General features: G+C 63.9%; 10 protein-coding genes. 4 read left to right on the top strand and 6 right to left on the bottom strand.

Annotation, left to right across the window (positions count from 1 at the left end; all coding sequences use genetic code 11):
- Nucleotides 1-8: 8 nt before the first annotated feature.
- Nucleotides 9-1,157, bottom strand: coding sequence for a class I SAM-dependent methyltransferase (locus tag ASE26_RS06115; protein WP_055928235.1), 1,149 nt, complete (start codon nucleotides 1,155-1,157; stop codon nucleotides 9-11).
- A gap of 53 nt (nucleotides 1,158-1,210) precedes the next feature.
- Between ASE26_RS06115 and ASE26_RS06110 the strand changes: the two genes are divergently transcribed.
- Genes ASE26_RS06110 through ASE26_RS06095 form a run of 4 tightly spaced genes read left to right on the top strand, consistent with a single transcriptional unit; the run spans nucleotide 1,211 to nucleotide 4,564 of the window.
- Nucleotides 1,211-1,996 (top strand): SDR family oxidoreductase, encoded by a 786-nt coding sequence (locus ASE26_RS06110; RefSeq protein ID WP_055928232.1) that lies wholly within the window; start codon nucleotides 1,211-1,213, stop codon nucleotides 1,994-1,996.
- Nucleotides 1,997-2,025: 29 nt separating this feature from the next.
- Nucleotides 2,026-2,424, top strand: a complete 399-nt coding sequence (locus ASE26_RS06105; protein ID WP_055928229.1) for a dihydroneopterin aldolase — start codon at nucleotides 2,026-2,028, stop codon at nucleotides 2,422-2,424.
- On the top strand, nucleotides 2,421-3,323 hold the full coding sequence (gene ttcA, locus ASE26_RS06100; RefSeq protein ID WP_055928226.1) for a tRNA 2-thiocytidine(32) synthetase TtcA: 903 nt from the start codon (nucleotides 2,421-2,423) through the stop codon (nucleotides 3,321-3,323). Before ASE26_RS06105 ends, ttcA begins: the two co-directional genes overlap by 4 nt.
- A 56-nt stretch (nucleotides 3,324-3,379) precedes the next feature.
- Nucleotides 3,380-4,564: a hypothetical protein gene (locus ASE26_RS06095; RefSeq protein ID WP_057245769.1), complete on the top strand. Its 1,185-nt coding sequence runs from the start codon at nucleotides 3,380-3,382 to the stop codon at nucleotides 4,562-4,564.
- Here ASE26_RS06095 and ASE26_RS06090 read toward each other — a convergent pair.
- From ASE26_RS06090 to ASE26_RS06070, 5 genes are all read right to left on the bottom strand, one after another.
- Nucleotides 4,545-6,860, bottom strand: coding sequence for a GH92 family glycosyl hydrolase (locus ASE26_RS06090; RefSeq protein WP_057245768.1), 2,316 nt, complete (start codon nucleotides 6,858-6,860; stop codon nucleotides 4,545-4,547). The genes ASE26_RS06095 and ASE26_RS06090 overlap by 20 nt on opposite strands.
- The gene (locus tag ASE26_RS06085) at nucleotides 6,857-9,184 is read right to left on the bottom strand and encodes a GH92 family glycosyl hydrolase (RefSeq protein WP_055928219.1); all 2,328 of its coding nucleotides are present in this window, start codon (nucleotides 9,182-9,184) and stop codon (nucleotides 6,857-6,859) included. The genes ASE26_RS06090 and ASE26_RS06085 overlap by 4 nt, the downstream gene beginning before the upstream one ends.
- Nucleotides 9,185-9,273: 89 nt before the next feature.
- Nucleotides 9,274-11,028, bottom strand: coding sequence for a M14 family metallopeptidase (locus ASE26_RS06080; RefSeq protein ID WP_057245767.1), 1,755 nt, complete (start codon nucleotides 11,026-11,028; stop codon nucleotides 9,274-9,276).
- 49 nt (nucleotides 11,029-11,077) lie between these two features.
- A complete protein-coding gene (locus tag ASE26_RS06075) occupies nucleotides 11,078-14,845 on the bottom strand; it encodes a M48 family metalloprotease (protein WP_057245766.1) in 3,768 nt (1,255 codons plus the stop codon).
- A gap of 72 nt (nucleotides 14,846-14,917) precedes the next feature.
- The gene (locus ASE26_RS06070; RefSeq protein ID WP_082591300.1) at nucleotides 14,918-17,593 is read right to left on the bottom strand and encodes a TonB-dependent siderophore receptor; all 2,676 of its coding nucleotides are present in this window, start codon (nucleotides 17,591-17,593) and stop codon (nucleotides 14,918-14,920) included.
- Between the last annotated feature and the right edge of the window lie 117 nt (nucleotides 17,594-17,710).

Raw genomic sequence — 17,710 nt, 5'->3', positions numbered from 1 at the left:
CAATCATATTACAAACGGTGGCTGCGGTCGCTGCGCAGCAATTGCCCAGGCAGCTCAACGCCATGGCCAATCACCAGCACCTTGAACAATTCTCCCATTTCGGCTGGAGAAAGCAATTTCTGCAGTGCGTTGGCGTGCGGCAGGTAATTCAGGGCATCGGCCGGGTCGTAGCGCTGGATCAGTTCGCCAATCCCGGCGCCGAGCAGGAAGCCGGCCTGGCTGTTATAGGCCATGACTTCGGCCCCGGCATCCTGCGCCGCCAGCGCCATGGCGGTGAAATCGACGTGGGCGGTGATGTCCTGCAGGCCGGGCAGGTAGAACGGTTCCGCGTGGGCGTGGTGGCGGTAGTGGCACATCAGGGTGCCGGTGGCGCGGTCGCCCAGGTAGAACTCACGGGCCGGGAAGCCATAGTCGAACAGGAAGGCGGCGCCTTTGCCCTTTGCCAGCATGGCGGCCAGCGTGGACATGAAGCCGCATCCTGCGCCATGCACCTCGGTGACGTAACCGACCGGCAGCTGTTCGGCGTCCGGGATCTGGCGTTCGATTTGCGCCTGCAATCCGGCGTCGGCATCGCTTGGCCGCCAGGCGAAGCCCGCGTCGGTGGCGGCGACGTGCAGCGACTGCCAGCCCCGTTCGGTCAGGGTGACCACGTCGACCGGCATCGCATCCAGCACCTCGTTGCCGAACGCCGCACCTTGAAACGATGCGGGCAGCGCGTCGAGCCAGCGCACCTGCGGGAATTCGCGCAGCAGCTGCTGCTGGCGAGCGCGCAGTTCGCCCGACAACTCAACGATGGAATAGCTCTCCACCGCGATGCCGGCATGCGCCGCCTCGGTCAGGATATCCTTGGCCAGCTTGCCCGTTCCAGCGCCGAATTCAAGGATGTGCGGTGCGCTTTGGTCCATAATAGCGGCTGCAACATGCGCCAGCGACTGCCCGAACAGGGCGCTCAGCTCGGGCGCAGTTGTAAAATCGCCATCCTTGCCCAGCTTGGCGGCGCCGCCGCTGTAGTAGCCAAGGCCGGGGGCATACAACGCCAGCTCCATGAAACGGGCGAACGGAATGGCGCCACCCTGCCGCGCGATGTCGTCGGCAATCAGGCGCTGCAAAGCTTGGGACGCGGCCAGCGCGTCGGGAGAAGGTGCTGGTAAAGACATGCCGGCATTGTAGCGGTTCAGCGCTGCCCGGCGCCATTTTGCGCAATTTGACTATGACTACAACCATTCCGACACCCGAACAGCCTGCCCGCGTGGCCCTGGTGACCGGCGCCGGGCGCCGCCTGGGGCGCGAAATCGCGCTCGGCCTGGCGCGCGCCGGCTGGGATATCGCCGTCCATTACCGCCATTCGCACGACGAAGCGCGTGAAGTGGCGCAAGCCGTTGCCGCCCTGGGCCGGCGCGCCATCACGCTGCAATGCGACCTGTCCGATGAAGAAGCCGTGCGCGGCCTGCTGCCGGCGGCGCTGAAGGCGCTGGAGCGGGTCGATTGCGTGGTCAACAACGCTTCCCTGTTCGATTACGACAGCGACCTGAATTTCAGCCAGGCCCGGCTCGACGCGCATATGCATGCCAACGTGGCGGCGCCGATCCAGCTGGCGCGCGCACTGCATGACGCCACGCCGGAAGGCGGCCAGTCCGTGGTTGTGAACCTGCTGGACCAGAAGCTTTATAATCTCAACCCTGATTTCCTGTCCTACACCCTGTCCAAGGCGGCGCTGCAGGCGGCCAGCACCATGCTGGCCCAGTCGCTGGCGCCGAAGGTCCGGGTGGTGGGCGTGGCGCCCGGCATCACCATGGTGTCGGGAGACCAGAGCGAGGAAGGCTTCGCCAAGGCGCATACCCAGACGCCGCTGGGCCGCTCCAGTACTCCCGAGGACATTGCCGCCGCCGTGGTTTATGCGGCAGGCGCGCGTGCGGTGACCGGCACTACCCTGCTGGTCGATGGCGGCCAGCACCTGCTGCCGTCGCCGCGCGATGTGATGTTCCTGGCCAAATAAAGAATTGTCATTTTTAAGGTTTAAGCACCATGCTGTCCGCCCTGATTCACCCGCAACTGCAAGACTGCCGCCGGCTGTTCCTGCGCAACTATGAAGTGCTGATCAACATCGGCGTGCACGATTTCGAAAAGAAAGGCGAGCAGCGCGTACTGATCAACGTTGACCTGTACATCCCGCTGGCCGTGTCGACCCCGAAGGCCGACGAACTGCACGAAGTGGTCGACTACGACTTCATGCGCGAGACCATCGCACGCCGCATGGCCGCAGGCCACGTGCACCTGCAGGAAACCCTGGTGGACGACGTGGTACAGGCAATGCTGGCCCACCCCAGCGTGCGCGCTGCCCGCGTATCGACCATGAAGCCTGACGTATACCCGGACTGCGAAGGCGTCGGCGTGGAAGTATTCAAGATCAAGGACGCAGCATGAACGCGGTAGTGGACAGCAAGGCGGAAGACAAGATCGCCTACGAGAACAACAAGCTGCACAAGCGCCTGTGCCGCCTGGTCGGCCAGGCCATCGGCGACTTCAACATGATTGAAGACGGCGACAAGGTGATGGTGTGCCTGTCCGGCGGCAAGGACTCTTACGCCCTGCTCGATATCCTGATGACGATGCGCGAGCGCGCGCCGATCAACTTCGAGATCGTGGCGGTCAACCTGGACCAGAAGCAGCCGAACTTCCCGGCCCACATCCTGCCGGCTTACCTGGAAAAACTGGGCATCCCGTTCCACATCGAGAACCAGGACACCTACTCGATCGTCAAGCGCCTGATCCCGGAAGGCAAAACCACCTGCTCCCTGTGTTCCCGGCTGCGGCGCGGCATCCTGTACCGCGTGGCCGATGAACTGGGCTGCAACAAGATCGCCCTGGGCCACCACCGCGACGACATCCTCGAGACCTTCTTCCTGAATATGTTCTTCGGCGGGAAGATCAAGGGCATGCCGGCCAAACTGGTATCCGACGACGGCAAGCATATGGTGATCCGTCCGCTGGCCTATGTGAAGGAAGAAGACACCGAGCGCTATGCCGCCGTGAAGAACTTCCCGATCATCCCTTGCGACCTGTGCGGCTCGCAGGAAAACCTGCAGCGCAAGCAGATCAAGGCCATGCTGCGCGACTGGGAGCAGAAGAACCCGGGCCGCGTGGAGAACACCTTCTCCGCCCTGTCCACCGTGGTGCCATCGCACCTGATGGACCGCGACCTGTTCGGCTTCAAGGACCTGAAGACCGACGGCATCGCCAACCCGCTGGGCGACATCGCCTTCGACGAGGAGCCCTGCTCCACGCCTGCTGCGACAACAATCCCTCTCGTTAATTTGCAATAAAAGCAACTCCTCCGGGTAGAATAGGTCCCTTCTTTTTCCACTGAAGGGACCTCCCGATGCAGCGTTTCCTCGGCCTGTGCGCCGCTTTCCTGATGTTGTGTTTTGCTCCGCTCGGGCATGCGGACGCGCAGCCCGGGCTTGCCGTGGCGGTCAATGTGCGCCATGTGGCGAAAGACCTGTGGCGCGTGGATTACCGGTTCGCGCAGCCTGTTACCGCGCTCAAGCTGTATTCCATCGGCGAGTTCCGCAAGCGGGAGTGGAAGGTGCTCACGCCCGGCATGGGCATGGCATCGGGACCGGACTTCGATGTCATGGCGTCGAAGGGCAAGCCGTTCAAGGCAGCCAGCGTGCAGATCAGGACTTTCGACGGCTGGTCGCCCAAGGAATATGTCTCCTTCGCCCGTTTCGGTGACGGCGGGACGGCGGTCTACCTCGGCCACCTGCAAGGCGAGGTCGACCAAGGCAAGAAGACGCTTTCCATGCGCACCGATTTCACGTTGTCCGGCCTGGCGCAGGAAAACGTGATTGCGCCGCCGCCCAACCGGCTGGCGCCGGGCGGGCGGCGCGGCTATGCCTACTTTGGACCGGCGCAGGCTGTTCTTGCCGGTGCCGCGAAAGTCTTGTTCGATCCAGGCACCCCGCAGTGGCTGCGCGAAACCATACTCGATGTCGGCGCAAAAACGTCCGGGTACTACGAGAAGGCCTATCAGCGCCAGTTAAAGGACGAGCTGCTGATCATGGTCTCGGTTGGCAACCTCGAATCGCCGGGCTTCTCGATGAAAGGGGGCGCCATCCAGGGCGCGGGGCAGGTTTCTTACCGGCTGGAAGGCAAACAGGTGCAGCTCGACCATCCGAAGCTGCGCGAATACGCAAGCAAAACCGTAGCACACGAGATGGCGCACATCTGGCAATTGGCCATTTCCCGCGGCGGCATAGGCGACGAGCAGGCTCAGTGGATCCACGAAGGCGGTGCCGAGGCCATGGCCCTGGATGCCTTGCTCCAGACGGGTGCGTGGAGCGAAGAAACGGCGCTGGCCTACCGCGCGAAGCAGGCGGCGACCTGCGAGAAGCTTGGCGGCGCCGTCGATACCTTTGACGGCATTTATGCCTGCGGCCTGGTGCGCTTCGACAAGCTGGGCGTCGGCATCGTCCCGCTTTGGCGCTCCATGATGGAGGCGACCGAAACGACGGGCGCCGCCTATTCCCGGCAGATGATCGACACTATCGTTTCGGCGAAGTAGCCGCCGCTTCGGCGCGCGAGAACGAGTACGGCGCGTCGGCCGGCGCAATGCCGCGCAGCTGGTTCGGCTGCGCCGACATCTCGACATCGAAAGTGGCGCCGCGCAGCAGCTCGTCGTGGCCCAGCCAGTTGCGCTGCAGCGCGCGTCCGTTCAGCTTTGCGGCACGGATGTAGCGCATGCCGGCCCCATTGGCTGGCGCATTGATGCGAACCTGCTTGCCGTTTTCCAGGTGCACCGTGGCGTGCTGGAACAGCGGTGCCCCCACCACGTACTGGCCGACCGCCGGTGTCACAGGATAGAAGCCCAGCGCGGAGAATACGTACCAGGCCGAGGTCTGTCCGTTGTCTTCATCGCCGCAGTAGCCGTCCGGCGTTGGCTTGTACATGCGGTTCAGCGTCTCGCGAATCCAGTACTGCGATTTCCACGGCGCGCCGGCATAGTTGTACAGGTAGAGCATGTGCTGGATCGGCTGGTTGCCGTGTGCGTACTGGCCCATGTTCGCGACCTGCATCTCGCGGATCTCGTGGATCACCGAGCCGTAATAGCTTTCGTCGAACACAGGCGGCATGCTCATCACGGTGTCCAGCTGGTTGACGAAGGCGGCACGGCCGCCCATCAGGTTCAGCAGGCCGTCGATATCGTGGAACACCGACCATGTGTAGTGCCAGCTGTTCCCTTCGGTGAAAGCATCGCCCCATTTGACGGGGTTGAACGGAGTCTGGAAGCTGCCATCCTGGTTACGGCCGCGCATCAGGCCCGTTTCCGGATCGAACAGCTTCTTGTAGTTCATGGCCCGCCGGGCATAGATGCCGATTTCCGATTCCGGCTTGCCGAGCGCCTTGCCCAGCTGGTAGATCGCGAAGTCGTCGTAGGCGTATTCCAGCGTGCGCGCGGCGTTCTCGTTGATCTTCACGTCGTAGGGCACGTAGCCAAGCTCATTGTAGTACTTGACGCCGGCGCGGCCCACAGCGCTGACCGGCCCTTCGTTGGCGGCGCCGTGCTTGAGCGCTTGCCACAGGGTTTCGATGTCGGGGCTGCGGCTGCCCTTGATCCAGGCATCGGCCACCACCGAAGCGGAGTTGTTGCCGACCATGATGTCGGCGTAGCCGGGGCTCGACCACTCGGGCAGCCAGCCGCCTTCGCGGTAGGCATTGGCCAGGCCGGCCTGCATTTCACGGTTGATCGATGGGTAGACCAGGTTCAGGAAGGGGTAGAGGGCGCGGAAGGTGTCCCAGAAGCCGGTGCCGGCGAACAGGTAGCCGGGCAAAATCTTGCCGTTGTAAGGGCTCCAGTGCACCGGCTGGCCGGCGGCATCGATTTCATACATCTTGTTCGGGAACTGCACCATGCGGTACAGGCTTGAATAGAAGGTACGCATCTGGTCGATGCTGCCACCCTCCACTTCCACCTTCGACAACACGCGGTTCCATGCCGCCTTGGCACGGGCGCGCGTGGTGTCGAAATCGTCGTTCGCGAGTTCGCGCTGCAGGCTCAGTTCGGCCTGCTCTGGACTGATGAAGGACGAAGCGACCTTCATGTGCACCTGCTCGCCTCGTTTGGTCTTGAAGCCGACGATTGCGCCGCTATGCTGGCTTTCCATTTCGAGCGCGCCTTCCACCAGCTCCTTGCCGCGCCATACGTCCGTGGAGGCGAACGGCTTGTCGAACACCATCACGAAATACAGGCGGAAGTTGGCGGGCAGCGGGCCGCGCGCGTAACGCGTGCTGTAGCCGATGACCTTGCGCCGTTCCGGGATGATTTTGACGTAGGAGCCTTTGTCGAAGGCGTCCACCACCACATAGCTCTTGTCCGATTGCGGGAAGGTGAAGCGGAACTGGGCGGCGCGCTCGGTGGGCGTCACCTCGGCGGTGACGTTGGCGTCGGCCAGGTAGACGCTGTAGTAGTAGGGCTTGGACGTCTCAGCCTTATGCGAGAACACGCTGGCGCGGTCGTCTTCCATGAAGCGCTTGGCACCGGTCACCGGCATGACCGAGAACTGGCCGTAGTCGTTCATCCATGGCGACGGCTGGTGCGTCTGCTTCAGGCCGCGCAGCTTGTCGGCTTCGTACTGGTAGGTCCATCCGTTGCCCATCTTGCCGGTTTGCGGCGTCCACAGGTTCATGCCCCACGGGACTGCGATGGCGGGATAGGTATTCCCGTTCGACATTTCAGGCTTGCTGGAGGTGCCCATCAGGGGGTTGACCCATTCGACCGGCTCGCTGATCTTGCCCACGAATTGTGCCGATGCCAATGGCGCAGCGGTTGCAAAGGCCATGGCCAGGACGATGCGCTTCATTGCTTGTACCCCGTTTGGCTGTAAGGACGGGCGCTGGTTGCGCGGCCCCATTCCTTGTTTGGCGCGGCCCGCATACGGAACACCAGCTCGCCGCCAGCCATGATGTCTTCATGCCGCAGGAAGGTGCGTACCAGCGGCTTGCCGTTCAGGAGGACGCTGCCGACGTAGGCGTTTGCGTCGCTCAAGCCCTCCGCGCGGATCGCGAAGCGCTTGCCGTTCGGCAGGTTCAGCGTGGCCTTGTCGACAAAGGGACGCCCGATCACATACTCATTGCTGCCCGGCGCCACCGGATAGAAACCGAGCGCCGTGAATGCCAGCCAGGCCGACATCTGCCCCAGGTCGTCATTGCCTGCCAAGCCGTCCGGCTTGTCGTGGTACTGGCTGGCAACGATCTGCGCCAGGCGTGCCTGCGTCTTCCATGGTGCGCCGGCGTAGTTGTACAGGTAGGCCACGTGGTGCGAAGGCTCGTTGCCGTGCGCGTAGTGGCCGATCAGGCCGGAGATGTCTTCCATGTGGGCGTAGACATTGTCATCGACTTTGGCGTCGAACACCTGGTCGATCTTTGCCTGCAGCGCGGCGTCGCCGCCCAGCATGCCGACCAGGCCAGCGTTATCGTGCGGCATATACCAGGAATACTGCCAGGCGCTGCCTTCGGTGTAGTCGCTGCCGAAGTTGGACTGCACCGGATTGAATGGCTCGCGGAATTCACCGGTCGATTTGCGGGCGCGGACAAAGCCGGTCCCGGTGTCGAACACATTGCGGTAGTTTTGCGCACGCTGGTAGAAGCGCGCGGCCACGTCCTTCCTGCCCATCTTTTCGGCCATGCGCGCGATGGTCCAGTCGTCAAAGGCGTATTCCACGGTCTTGGAGGCGGCTTCCGGCTCCAGGTCGATCGGCACATAGCCCAGCTTCCTGTAATGTTCAATGCCGCCGTAAGGGCCGTAGTCGGCGCTGGCGACCATGGCGGCCAGGGCTTCCTCGGCATTGATGCCCTTGATGCCTTTCATGTAGGCGTCGGCGATCACAGGCACCGCGTGGTAGCCGATCATGCACCAGGTTTCCTGGCCATGGAAGGCCCACACCGGCAGGATGCCGTGCGGGCTATGCTGGCGCGAGGCCACCAGCGAATTCACGAAATCGGCGTTGCGCTGTTCCGGCTGCACCAAGGTTAGCAGCGGGTGCAGGGCGCGGTAGGTGTCCCACAAAGAAAACGTCGAGTGGTAGCGAAAGCCTTTGGCCTGGTGCACCTGGTTATCCGGTCCGCGATACTTGCCGTCGCGGTCCATGAACAGGCTTGGCGCCAGCATGGCGTGGTACAGGCTCGTGTAGACCATGCTGCGCATATCGGGCGGCGCTTCGATGGCAACCGCGGACAAGGCATCGTTCCAGGCCGTGCCGGCACGCTGGCGTTCAGCGTCGAAGTCCCAGCCCGGCATTTCATCCAGGTTGGCCAGCGCGCCATCTTCGCTGACGCCGGACAGCGCGACCTTCACCAACAGGGTGCCGTCTTCCGGAGTGCCGAAGTCGAGGGCCGCCACCAGCGCCTTGCCGTCCACCTGTACTTTGCCGGCCGCGGTCTTGCCCGGCCCGGCGAAGCCCTTGTACTCAACGCCCTCCTCGCGGTTGGCCAAGGTGTGGCCGCCGATCGGGCGCGAGAACTTCATGGCGAAGAAAACCTGGCGGCCGGGCGCCCAGCCGCGCGTGATGCGCATGCCGGTAATGGTAGTACTGTCGCGCAGCCGCAGCGATGACCACAGGTTCTTGCCGGCGTAATCGTAGATGCTCTGCCGCAGGTCGAGGATGACTTTGGCAGCAGCGCCCTTGGCATAGCGGTAGCGGTGCAGGCCAACCCGCTCGCCGGCCGTCAGTTCGACATCGACATCATGGTCCTGCAGGCGCACCGAATAGTAGCCAGGCTCCGCCCGTTCGTCTTCGTGGCGGAAGCGGGAACGGTAGCCGCTGAAGGGACGTTCCGGGTAGCCAGGCTCCAGCTTGGTCTCGCCGCTGTAAGGCATCAGCAGGATGTCACCCAGGTCGGAGTGGCCGCTGCCGGAGAAATGGGTGTGCGAGAAGCCGAGGATGGAAGTATCCTCGTAGCGGTAACCGGCCGCCCAAGGGTAACTTTGGCGGAAATGCCGCACCTGGGTGTCCGGGCTTAGCTGCACCATGCCGAAGGGCCGCGTAGCGCCGGGGAAGGTGTGGCCGTCACCGCCCGTGCCGATAAACACATTGACGGCGGCCGCCGGACTGCCTGCGGGCGCCGCTTGCGCAGCAGCGGCAAGCAGCGTTGCGGTAAACAGCGCCACGAAAGGTCGGATACCCATGGTGTCTCCTTTTACGATGGTGCTGTTATACCTTTACCCGATATTTCCTCGCAATCGAAAGTGACGGAAACGGCGAAGTTTCAGAAAGTTTAGTAAACAAGGCCCGTGCGGTAGACCGGGTACAGGTTATGGCGCTCGTCCCAGGTCGCATGGCGGCGGGCGAAGAAGTCCAGGCGGGCACGCGGACTGTTGGCGAAGGCCGGATCGCTTTCCAGCCTGGCCTTGAAGGCAGCTGCGAGTGCCGGGTCGGACGCCAGCATTTCACGCGCCGCCTCTTCGGCGACATACTCCTCCATATACTCCTTGCGCTCGAGGTAGTTGTTGAAGAAGCCCCAGGCCGCCAGCGAATCGGCGCTTGCCGGCTCCAGCATGGTCATCACCAGGCGCGATTTCGGCTGGGAGATCGGCACGAACAGGGCGCCTTTGCCTACTTCGCGCTGTTCGGCCTTCCAGCCGCCTTTCCAGCTCGCCAGCTGGTGGCCTTCAAAGGAAGTTGCGGTCAGCCTGGCTTCATCGGCGCGGAAGGCTTCCACCGCCACCTTGCCCGGCGCCTGCTCCAGGCGCTTGTAGCTGATGCCGTGCGCCTTCAGCTTAGGTTCGACCAGGGAAACTTGCGCGGCCGGCACCAGGTAGCCGCCGGCAGGCGCCTTGGCCACCACGTCCGGCACCACTTCGTCGCGCAACGGCACCGTCCACTTCTGCGGTTTGGACTCGTCGTATCTGGTCCAGATGCCGCCGGATACGTCGGACGGGGTGCGGCTGTATTCGTAGCCCGGGAAGTCGATCATCCCGGTGCGCTCGGTGGTTTTGTAACTGAGCGGCATGTCGGCCAGTTTGGCGGCGCGCACATCGGCGTCCGCCGCAGCCTTGGCCCAGGCCGCGCCATGCTGCGCAAACTGCTCCATCAGCGAGACGATGGTGTTGCGGGTGACCCTCACGCGGTGCGGATAGTCGCGCCACGAGTGGGTTTCCACCAGCATGGCGAAACGGTTACGCAGCGGGAAATAGCCGGTCGAGAAGCGCGGCGCGGCCATGCTGTCGACGAAGCCGGAATCCGGCTGGTCGGTCTTGTCGAAGGAGATATAGAAATGGCGCGGGTCGGAACCCTGCTTGCGCAGGTCGGCCATGACGTTGTCGCGCAGTTCTTTACCAAGCGGCAGCAGCGCCGCATCGCCGCCGTGCACCGGCTCGACCTGGATCGAGACGTCCGGCTGGAACTTGGCGCCGTCGGTCACGTGCAGGTCGATGTAGGCCAGCGGATCCCACTCGTTGACCAGCTTGAGCATGGCCTGCATTTCAGGCGCATCGGCTTTTACGTAGTCGCGATTGAGGTTGTAGTTCTGCGCCGTGACGCGCCAGCCCATTTCGACCGGGCCGCGCTGGTTGGGGCGGTTGTTCTTGCCGAAGCGCTCATGGCCATCGACATTGAAGACGGGGACGAACAGTAGCACCTGCTTGTCCAGGGCGCCGGCAGCAGCCTTGCCGTCCAGCGCCTCGCGCAGGGCCCAGAAGCCGGCATCCTTGCCATCGATCTCGCCGGCGTGGATGCCGCCCTGCACCAGCAGCACCGGCAGCTTGCGCTGCCTGGCTGCGGCGGCAGTCAGTGCACCGGTACGGGAGACGGCCAGCGCCAGCATCGGACGGCCCTCAGGCGTTTCGCCGAATGAAAAGCAGCGCACGGCTTTCGGGTAAGCCTTCTGGTAATCGGCGCACAGGCGCTGCACTTCGTCGTAGCGGCCGGTGGCTTGGTAGCCGGAGCGTTCTGCGACAGTGGTGAGGTCGGGCGCGGCATGCGCCAGTGGAAAGGCAGCAGACAGGGCAAGCAGTACGGCAGGACGAATCATCTCAATGCTCCGGCGGTTGTTGGAAAGCGCCGGAGCATTATAGAGCGCTTCAGCTTCGCAGGTATGGGCGCTCAGGCGCGAACAGCACCAGGCGCGCAGTCTTGCGCCAATGGGCCGGGGCACCGTCGCCTGCCGCTACCACGCCCGCTGCGTAGGCCAGGGCACGCGCCTCCATCGGCATTGCACCCAGCACCATTTCGGCCTCCTGGAATTTGCCGGCATTCGCTGCCTCGATGAAGCGACGCAGGCGCGGCGCATATTCGCGCATCGACTTCGCCTGGACCCAGTACGGCTCGGTGTCGCGGCCATGGCGCAGCGCCAGCGCCGCACCGACCAGCAAGGTCGCCTGGTCGATGCCGTTTGCCATCGGCTCCTCCAGCGCCGCCTGCACCTGGGCCGCGCTGGCGCCGTCCGATGCCCCGACCAGCCGGCGCATGCGCGCCGCCCGGCCCGGTTCGTCCTTGGTCGCCTGCAGCGCCTTGCCCAGTTCGCCGCGCGACAGGGCGCCATACGGGTCATTCGTATCGCGCTCGGTCTGCGCCATGGCGGCGACGCGCGAGTCCGCGGGCAAGAGGCGAGTCCTGACCTGCCCCTCCAGCAGGCGCTGCAAGCGTTCCAGCTGCATTTCCAGTTCCGCGTTCTCGTACGGCAGCTTGCCTTGCACCTGGCGCAGAGGCTCCAGCGCTTCGTTCCAGACGCCGTGATCGAGCAAGGTGCGCACATGCAGGTAAGCCAGCCAGGCATTGCCGGGGAAGCGCGCCCGTGCCGCCGCGATCTCTTCCCGGGTGGCAGCCTGGCCGCAGCGCAGCGCCAGGTAGAGCCGGTCGCCGTCTTGCGGGCGCTCCTTGACACGCTCGCGTGCTGCGGAGCAGATCTCCGGCGATTCGTTGGCAATGTCCTGTTCGGCGCGCCGCAGCTGGACATTTTCCGGGTCGTCCTTCAGGCGCTGCACCAGCACATCGCCGGCGCCGCCTTCGTGTGCCATGGTCAGCCAGGTATAGGTCGACGGTGCCTTGATGCTGTCCCAGCGCGCGTGGGCCGATACCATGGCCTTGCGCTGCGCCTCGTCCTTCACCAGACCTGACAACGACTCCGGCCCCATGCCCGATGCCGCGACAAGCACCTTGCGCCATTTCTTGCTCTTGCTGCTGACCGATTTCGGCGGCTCTTCGAACAGCACGTCGGCGTCGGTGTCGAACCAGCGCGGTGCGCCAAGTACGGTGTTCTTTTCGTCGCCAGGACCGCCGTAATGGACGATGCCGGTTGCCATCACGGAGCCCCCGGCTACGTTGTACACCGACTGCTCCGCTCCATCGCGGGGACGCAAGCTTTCCAACAGCCGGCCATCCAGCAGGCGGGCTTCGACGTTATGCTGCGCGTCCGCGCTGGCATCGATCGTGACGTGCTGGCCCGGGTCGACCAGCCTCGAATTGCCGTCGATCGTGACACGTACCGGCGTGCCCAGGCCGTTGTAGACCATGACGGTCGAAGTGCCCAGCGCCATGCCCATGCCCAGCACACTGACCACGACGCCGCCAGCAACCGCCAGGCGCGCACCGCCGGCAAACCAGCCATCGGCGCGCTGGAAGCGCGACCACCAGTCCAGCGACGTTTGCAATTTCCGCTCGCCGCCGGCCAGCAGCACGCCGTAGCTTATTGGAACCTGGCACGGTTGCGGTGCCGCGGCAATCGGGGCGCCGCTGCGCGCATGGCTGGCCAGCAGCGTTTCGCTGACCAGCATCTGTTCCAGCACCGCCGAGCGCAGCGCGCCCAGCCAGTTGCTGGTGTGGGAGGTCCAGTTGGCGACCGCATGCAGCCAGTCGTTGATGTTGTCGCGCGAGACCGGCGACAGCGTGAATTTCTGCAGCGCGGTTTGCCAGCTCTCCGTCATTTCCAGCCGCTCCATCAACTGCGGGTCGAGCTGAACGGCGCCATTGCCGCGATAAATCTCATCGAGCACCAGGTAAAGGCCGCTGCAATCGGCGATCAGCCGGCGGATATTGCTTTCGCTCTGGCGCGCTACGGCCGTCACCACCGCGCGGGTGTTCAACACCAGGCCCCAGGCATCGCGCAGGTCGGCGGCGCTGTGTTCGGCGTAATGCAGTACGTCGAGCAGGCTGTCCAGGTAGGCCGGCCAGCCTTCACCCAGTTTGACCGCCGCCGCATAGTGCCAGGCACGCACCGTTGCATCATGGCGGCGCAGCTTTTCTTCCAGTTGGCCAATGCGTTCATCGGTGCGCTGCAGCGCCGCCGGCAATTGGTTGACACGGTATTCTTCGCCGCCCAGCTGCACGCGATTTCCCTGCACCTTGGCGTGGCCGTTGATCACGGCCGACAATTGCGCGCGCTCTTCCTGCAGCTGACGCAACTGGCGCACATCTTCCTTGAGCGAGACCGGATACAGGGCACTGGCCTCGGCCGCAGGCTGGGCATTACGCGCAGCGCGCAGTTCCCCGGCTTGCGCGGCGTGGCGCGTCAGCGAACGGCCGAAGTACACACCGCAATAGCGGCTCTGGAAATGCTCGCGGCGATATTCCTTCGCCAGGCGTTTCAGGCTATCTTCCAGTTCGACCGGGGCCGCTTCGCCTTCCTGGCCTTCCAGCAGATGGGCGGTCATGCGCTGGCGCAGCCCCGCCGCATCGTCGAACAGCGACCATGCGCTGGACTGGTCGACCGCAGCCGCCAGGTAGCGCCGTTTGGCATTCTCTTCGCGCTCGTGGTTTTGCGGGTGGGTTTGCCACATACGCGGCGGCTGGCCCAGCTCCGCCTTGAACACGCGGTGCTGCTCCGGCTGATGCGACGGCAGCGGCGGCACCTTGCCGTAGTACGGGTCGTCCAGGATTCCGGCCATGCGCGCCGTAACATGACTTTGTACGGCATAGGCATCGACGGTGGCGCGGCCGGCGCCGTGTTCGCTGAAGACGAAACCGACGCTGCGCTCCCATGCGTCGTCCGCCGCGCCCAGGCGGTGCAGCGCGTGGACCAGGGCATCGCTGCCGGTCAGCGACACCGCCACCAGGTCGGCCTGCATCTCCATTTCGCGCGACAGGGCCCTTTGCATCAATACCACCAGGCGGAAGACCTGCTCCACCAGCGAGCGCAGTGACCAGACGATGACCTGCAACACCCAGGCCACCAGGCGCAGGCGGATATCAATGCGGCCAAAGCCTTCGATGAAGTCGTCCAGCTTGTCGCGGCGCGCTACCATTTCCTGCACCACCTGCTGCGCCACGTAGGCCCAGCGACCTACCGCCATCGAGCGTTGCGCGAAGTGGCCGAATTCGTGCGCCAGCACGGCGCGCAGTTCGCCCAGCGGCATCGCGTTCACCAGCGGCAGGCCGATTTCCAGGTTTTTCTTCGAAGGGAAAATCAGGTTGAGCAGCGACAGGTCATAGAACACTGCGGCATTCACGCGGTTGGAGAGGAAGACCCGGTGCGGGCGCGGTGCGCCGGCCGCATCGGCCAGCTCCATCAGGTAATCGAACAAGCGCGGCTGCTCTTCGCGTTTGACTTCCACCACGCCGGGCGACATCGCGTGGCGTACGGCGAAGACCGCCTTCAACATGACGATCGCCAGCAGTACCGCCACGATGGCGGCGCACCAGCTGGCGAAACCATTGCCGCCGTGCTGGCTGGCGTGCACCAGGCGCCAGGCACTGAACAGGAACCAGCCTGCCAGGCCGAAATACAACAGTACAAAGGCCAGCAAGCCTGCCACGGCAAGGCGCGCGCTGCGCTGGTATGCGGCTGTGGGACGGGTCAGTTCGGCCGGCACGGCCGGCTGCGACGGGATAGCGGTTTGGATGATGCACTCCATAGAATTATTGCATCCAATGATTCTATGGAGTAACTAATTGATTGTAAATATTCCAATCGAATTTACAACAGGTTAAGTGCCGAAATGATAATTCAACTCAAGCCATAGCTGGCGGCCTGCCGGGCTGTAATTGCCGACCGGGTAATACGGCCAACCGCCGCTTGCGTCCTGCTTGACGCGGTTGAGCAGGTTGTTCACGGCCAGCGATACCGTGGTGCGCTGGTTCACCTTGACCACAGAGCTGGCGTTGACCAGGGTGGTTGGCGTCAGCCAGGCCTTGCCGGCGGCGTCAGGCACTTTGCCGTAGCGTTGCAGGAACAGCGTGTTCGACCAGTCGCCCGCATTCCAGGTCAGGCTGGCGTTCAACTTGTCGCGCCAGTCGTTATTGCCCAGGTCGTCCTTGTCGTTGTTCAGCGGGTCGCCGGCGAACTGGCGCGACTCCTGTTTCAGCGTCTTCGAGTAATTCACCCTGGTGCTGAAGTTGCCGTAAGCGCTGGTGCGCAGGAGGTACTTGGCCGACAGGTCGATGCCGCTCACCCTGGTCGATGCCGCGTTGATCGGGTTGACCAGGATCTGCCTGATCTCGCCCGGCTTGTTCAGCGCATTGTCGGCATAACGGACGATGCGGCGGATCGCATCGGCGCAGGTCGGCGATGTGAGGTCGCCCTTGATGCGGCAATCGGATTCATCGCGCAGCAACTTGTCGGCGCTCAGGTTGGTCACCAGGTCGTCGATGCGGATCTTCCAGTAATCCAGCGTGACGTCGAAGTCGGCGCTTGGCGACCATACAACGCCCAGACCGGCGGAGCGGCCCTTTTCGGAGCGCAGGTCCTTGCTGCCGGTCTGTACATAGTCGGCGCCCGGCGAGTAATTGGCGAAGTCGCAATCGGCCACCGGCTGGCCCGCTTTGGCGCAGCGGTAGTAATCGGTGGTGGACGAGTAATAGCCGGTGCCGCGCGCCTTGTAGATGTAGTTCATGTCCGGCGCCCGGAAGCTGGTCGCCACATTCCCGCGCAGCAGGAGCTGCGTGGCCGGGCGCCATTCCAGCCCGCCGTTGTAAGTGAACTTGCCGTCGTCGCGGCCGGCGAAGCTATAGCGGTCGTAACGCCCGGCCAGCGTGCCGGCCAGCGTCTTCAGCAGCGGGATGCTGGCCTCGGCGCCGAGGGCGTAACGCTTGCGGGTGCCGGCGGTGACGTCGGACGGCGCCAGCGTGTTGAAGTAGCCCTGGTTGATGCGTGCATCCGGAATATTGGAGAAGCCCTGCTTGCCCAGTTCCGCCACCGTGGCCACCTTGACCGGGCCGGCTGGCAGCTTGAACGCTTCGCCGTTGGCGGTCAGGCTAAGGGTATTGGTCCACGATTTGTCGTCGCTGACCGATTCGCCGGTGATGGAATGGAATTCGCCGGGCGTCAGGCGCGTGGTCAGGCGCGCAGGATCAGGTGCGAAGATGGCGATGCCGCTGGCATTCACGCCCAATTGTTGGCCGAGAAAGAAGCTGTCGATATTGGCCAAGGCACGCTGGGTGTGGTTCTGGCTCTTGTACTGCGAGGCGGCATAGCCGGCTTCGTAGTTCCACGAAGTGCCGGGGACAAGGCCGCGCACGCCGAGCGACAGCGACGCTGCCTGGTCGTCCCAGCGGCGGTTGTAGCGCTCCACGCCGCCCATCTCTTCGGGCGAAATGAAGCGGCTCCATGCCTCGTAGCGGCTGGTGTTCTGGTTCCAGAAATAGCTGTCGGTGGCCGAACGCGAAGTCCACGACGGGCCGCGCGTGTTGTTGGTGCTGCGGTTGTTGCCGTACAGGGCCTCCGCAAACAACGTGGTGGACTCGGACAGCTCGTAGTTGGCGCTGCCGAACAGGTTCTGGCTGCTGTTTTTGGTCTGGATGGTCCAGTAAGTCGGGCCGACTTTCGGGCTGGCGCAATAGCTGCCTGCCTTGGCCGTGTACTTGACGGTGCTGCCGCCGAACAGGCCGCCGAGGTCGGAGCAGGTGTTGCCCAGGTCGACGTATTTACCGCTGCTGACGTTCTTGCGTGCCAGTACCGAAGTCGGCGCCACGCCGCTCTTGCTGGCCATGAAGTCGCGCTCTGCGCTCCACAGCGGGTCGCGTTCCAGCAGCTCCACGCTGAACAGGGTGTTCAGCTTGTCGAAGCTTTGGCCGCCGCTGAATTGCAGGCGCTTGTTGCTGCCGCCGCCGCGCGTGGTGGTGCCGGCCTTGAGATTGATGTCGTAGCCGTTGGCCTGCTTCTTCAGGATGATATTGACCACGCCCGCAATCGCGTCCGAGCCATAGACCGCCGATGCGCCGCCGCTCAGGATCTCGATGCGCTCCACCACGCTCGACGGGATATTGGCCAGGTTGGTGAAATTGACCGTGCCTTCATAGGCGATCGGGAAGTCGGCCATGCGGCGGCCGTTCAGCAGCACCAGCGTGTGGTTCGGGCCCAGGCCGCGCAGGCTGATGGTGTTGGCCGATGGGGTGAACGTATTGCCGTAATCCGCGCCTTGTACGAAGCCGCTGTTCTGCGACTGGTTGGTCAGCGCGTCGAAAACGTTTTTGAAGCCTTGCCTGGTGATGTCGTCGCCGGTGAGGACCGTCACTGCCGACGGTCCTTCCAGGCTGGCGCGCGGGATACGCGAGCCGGTGATCACGACGGCGGCCGGCGATGCCGCCTCCTGGGCCTGTGCGGCGCCGGCCAGCAAAACGAAAGCGCCAGCCGCCAACGGTTTCAATTTGAATCTTGTCTGCATTGAAGTAGTCCTCTTGGGAAGAGGCGCCACCTTAGCAAGCCGGTCTTTATTACTGAACGAATGATTTTGCAGATGCTTATGAAAAAAGCCGGGGACGGGCCCCGGCTTTTCATGAAA

The sequence above is a fragment of the Duganella sp. Root198D2 genome, from assembly GCF_001428585.1.
GTDB lineage: Bacteria > Pseudomonadota > Gammaproteobacteria > Burkholderiales > Burkholderiaceae_D > Rugamonas.
The sequence above is the reverse complement of the archived record's forward strand: the minus strand, read 5'-3'. Positions and strand labels throughout refer to the sequence as shown.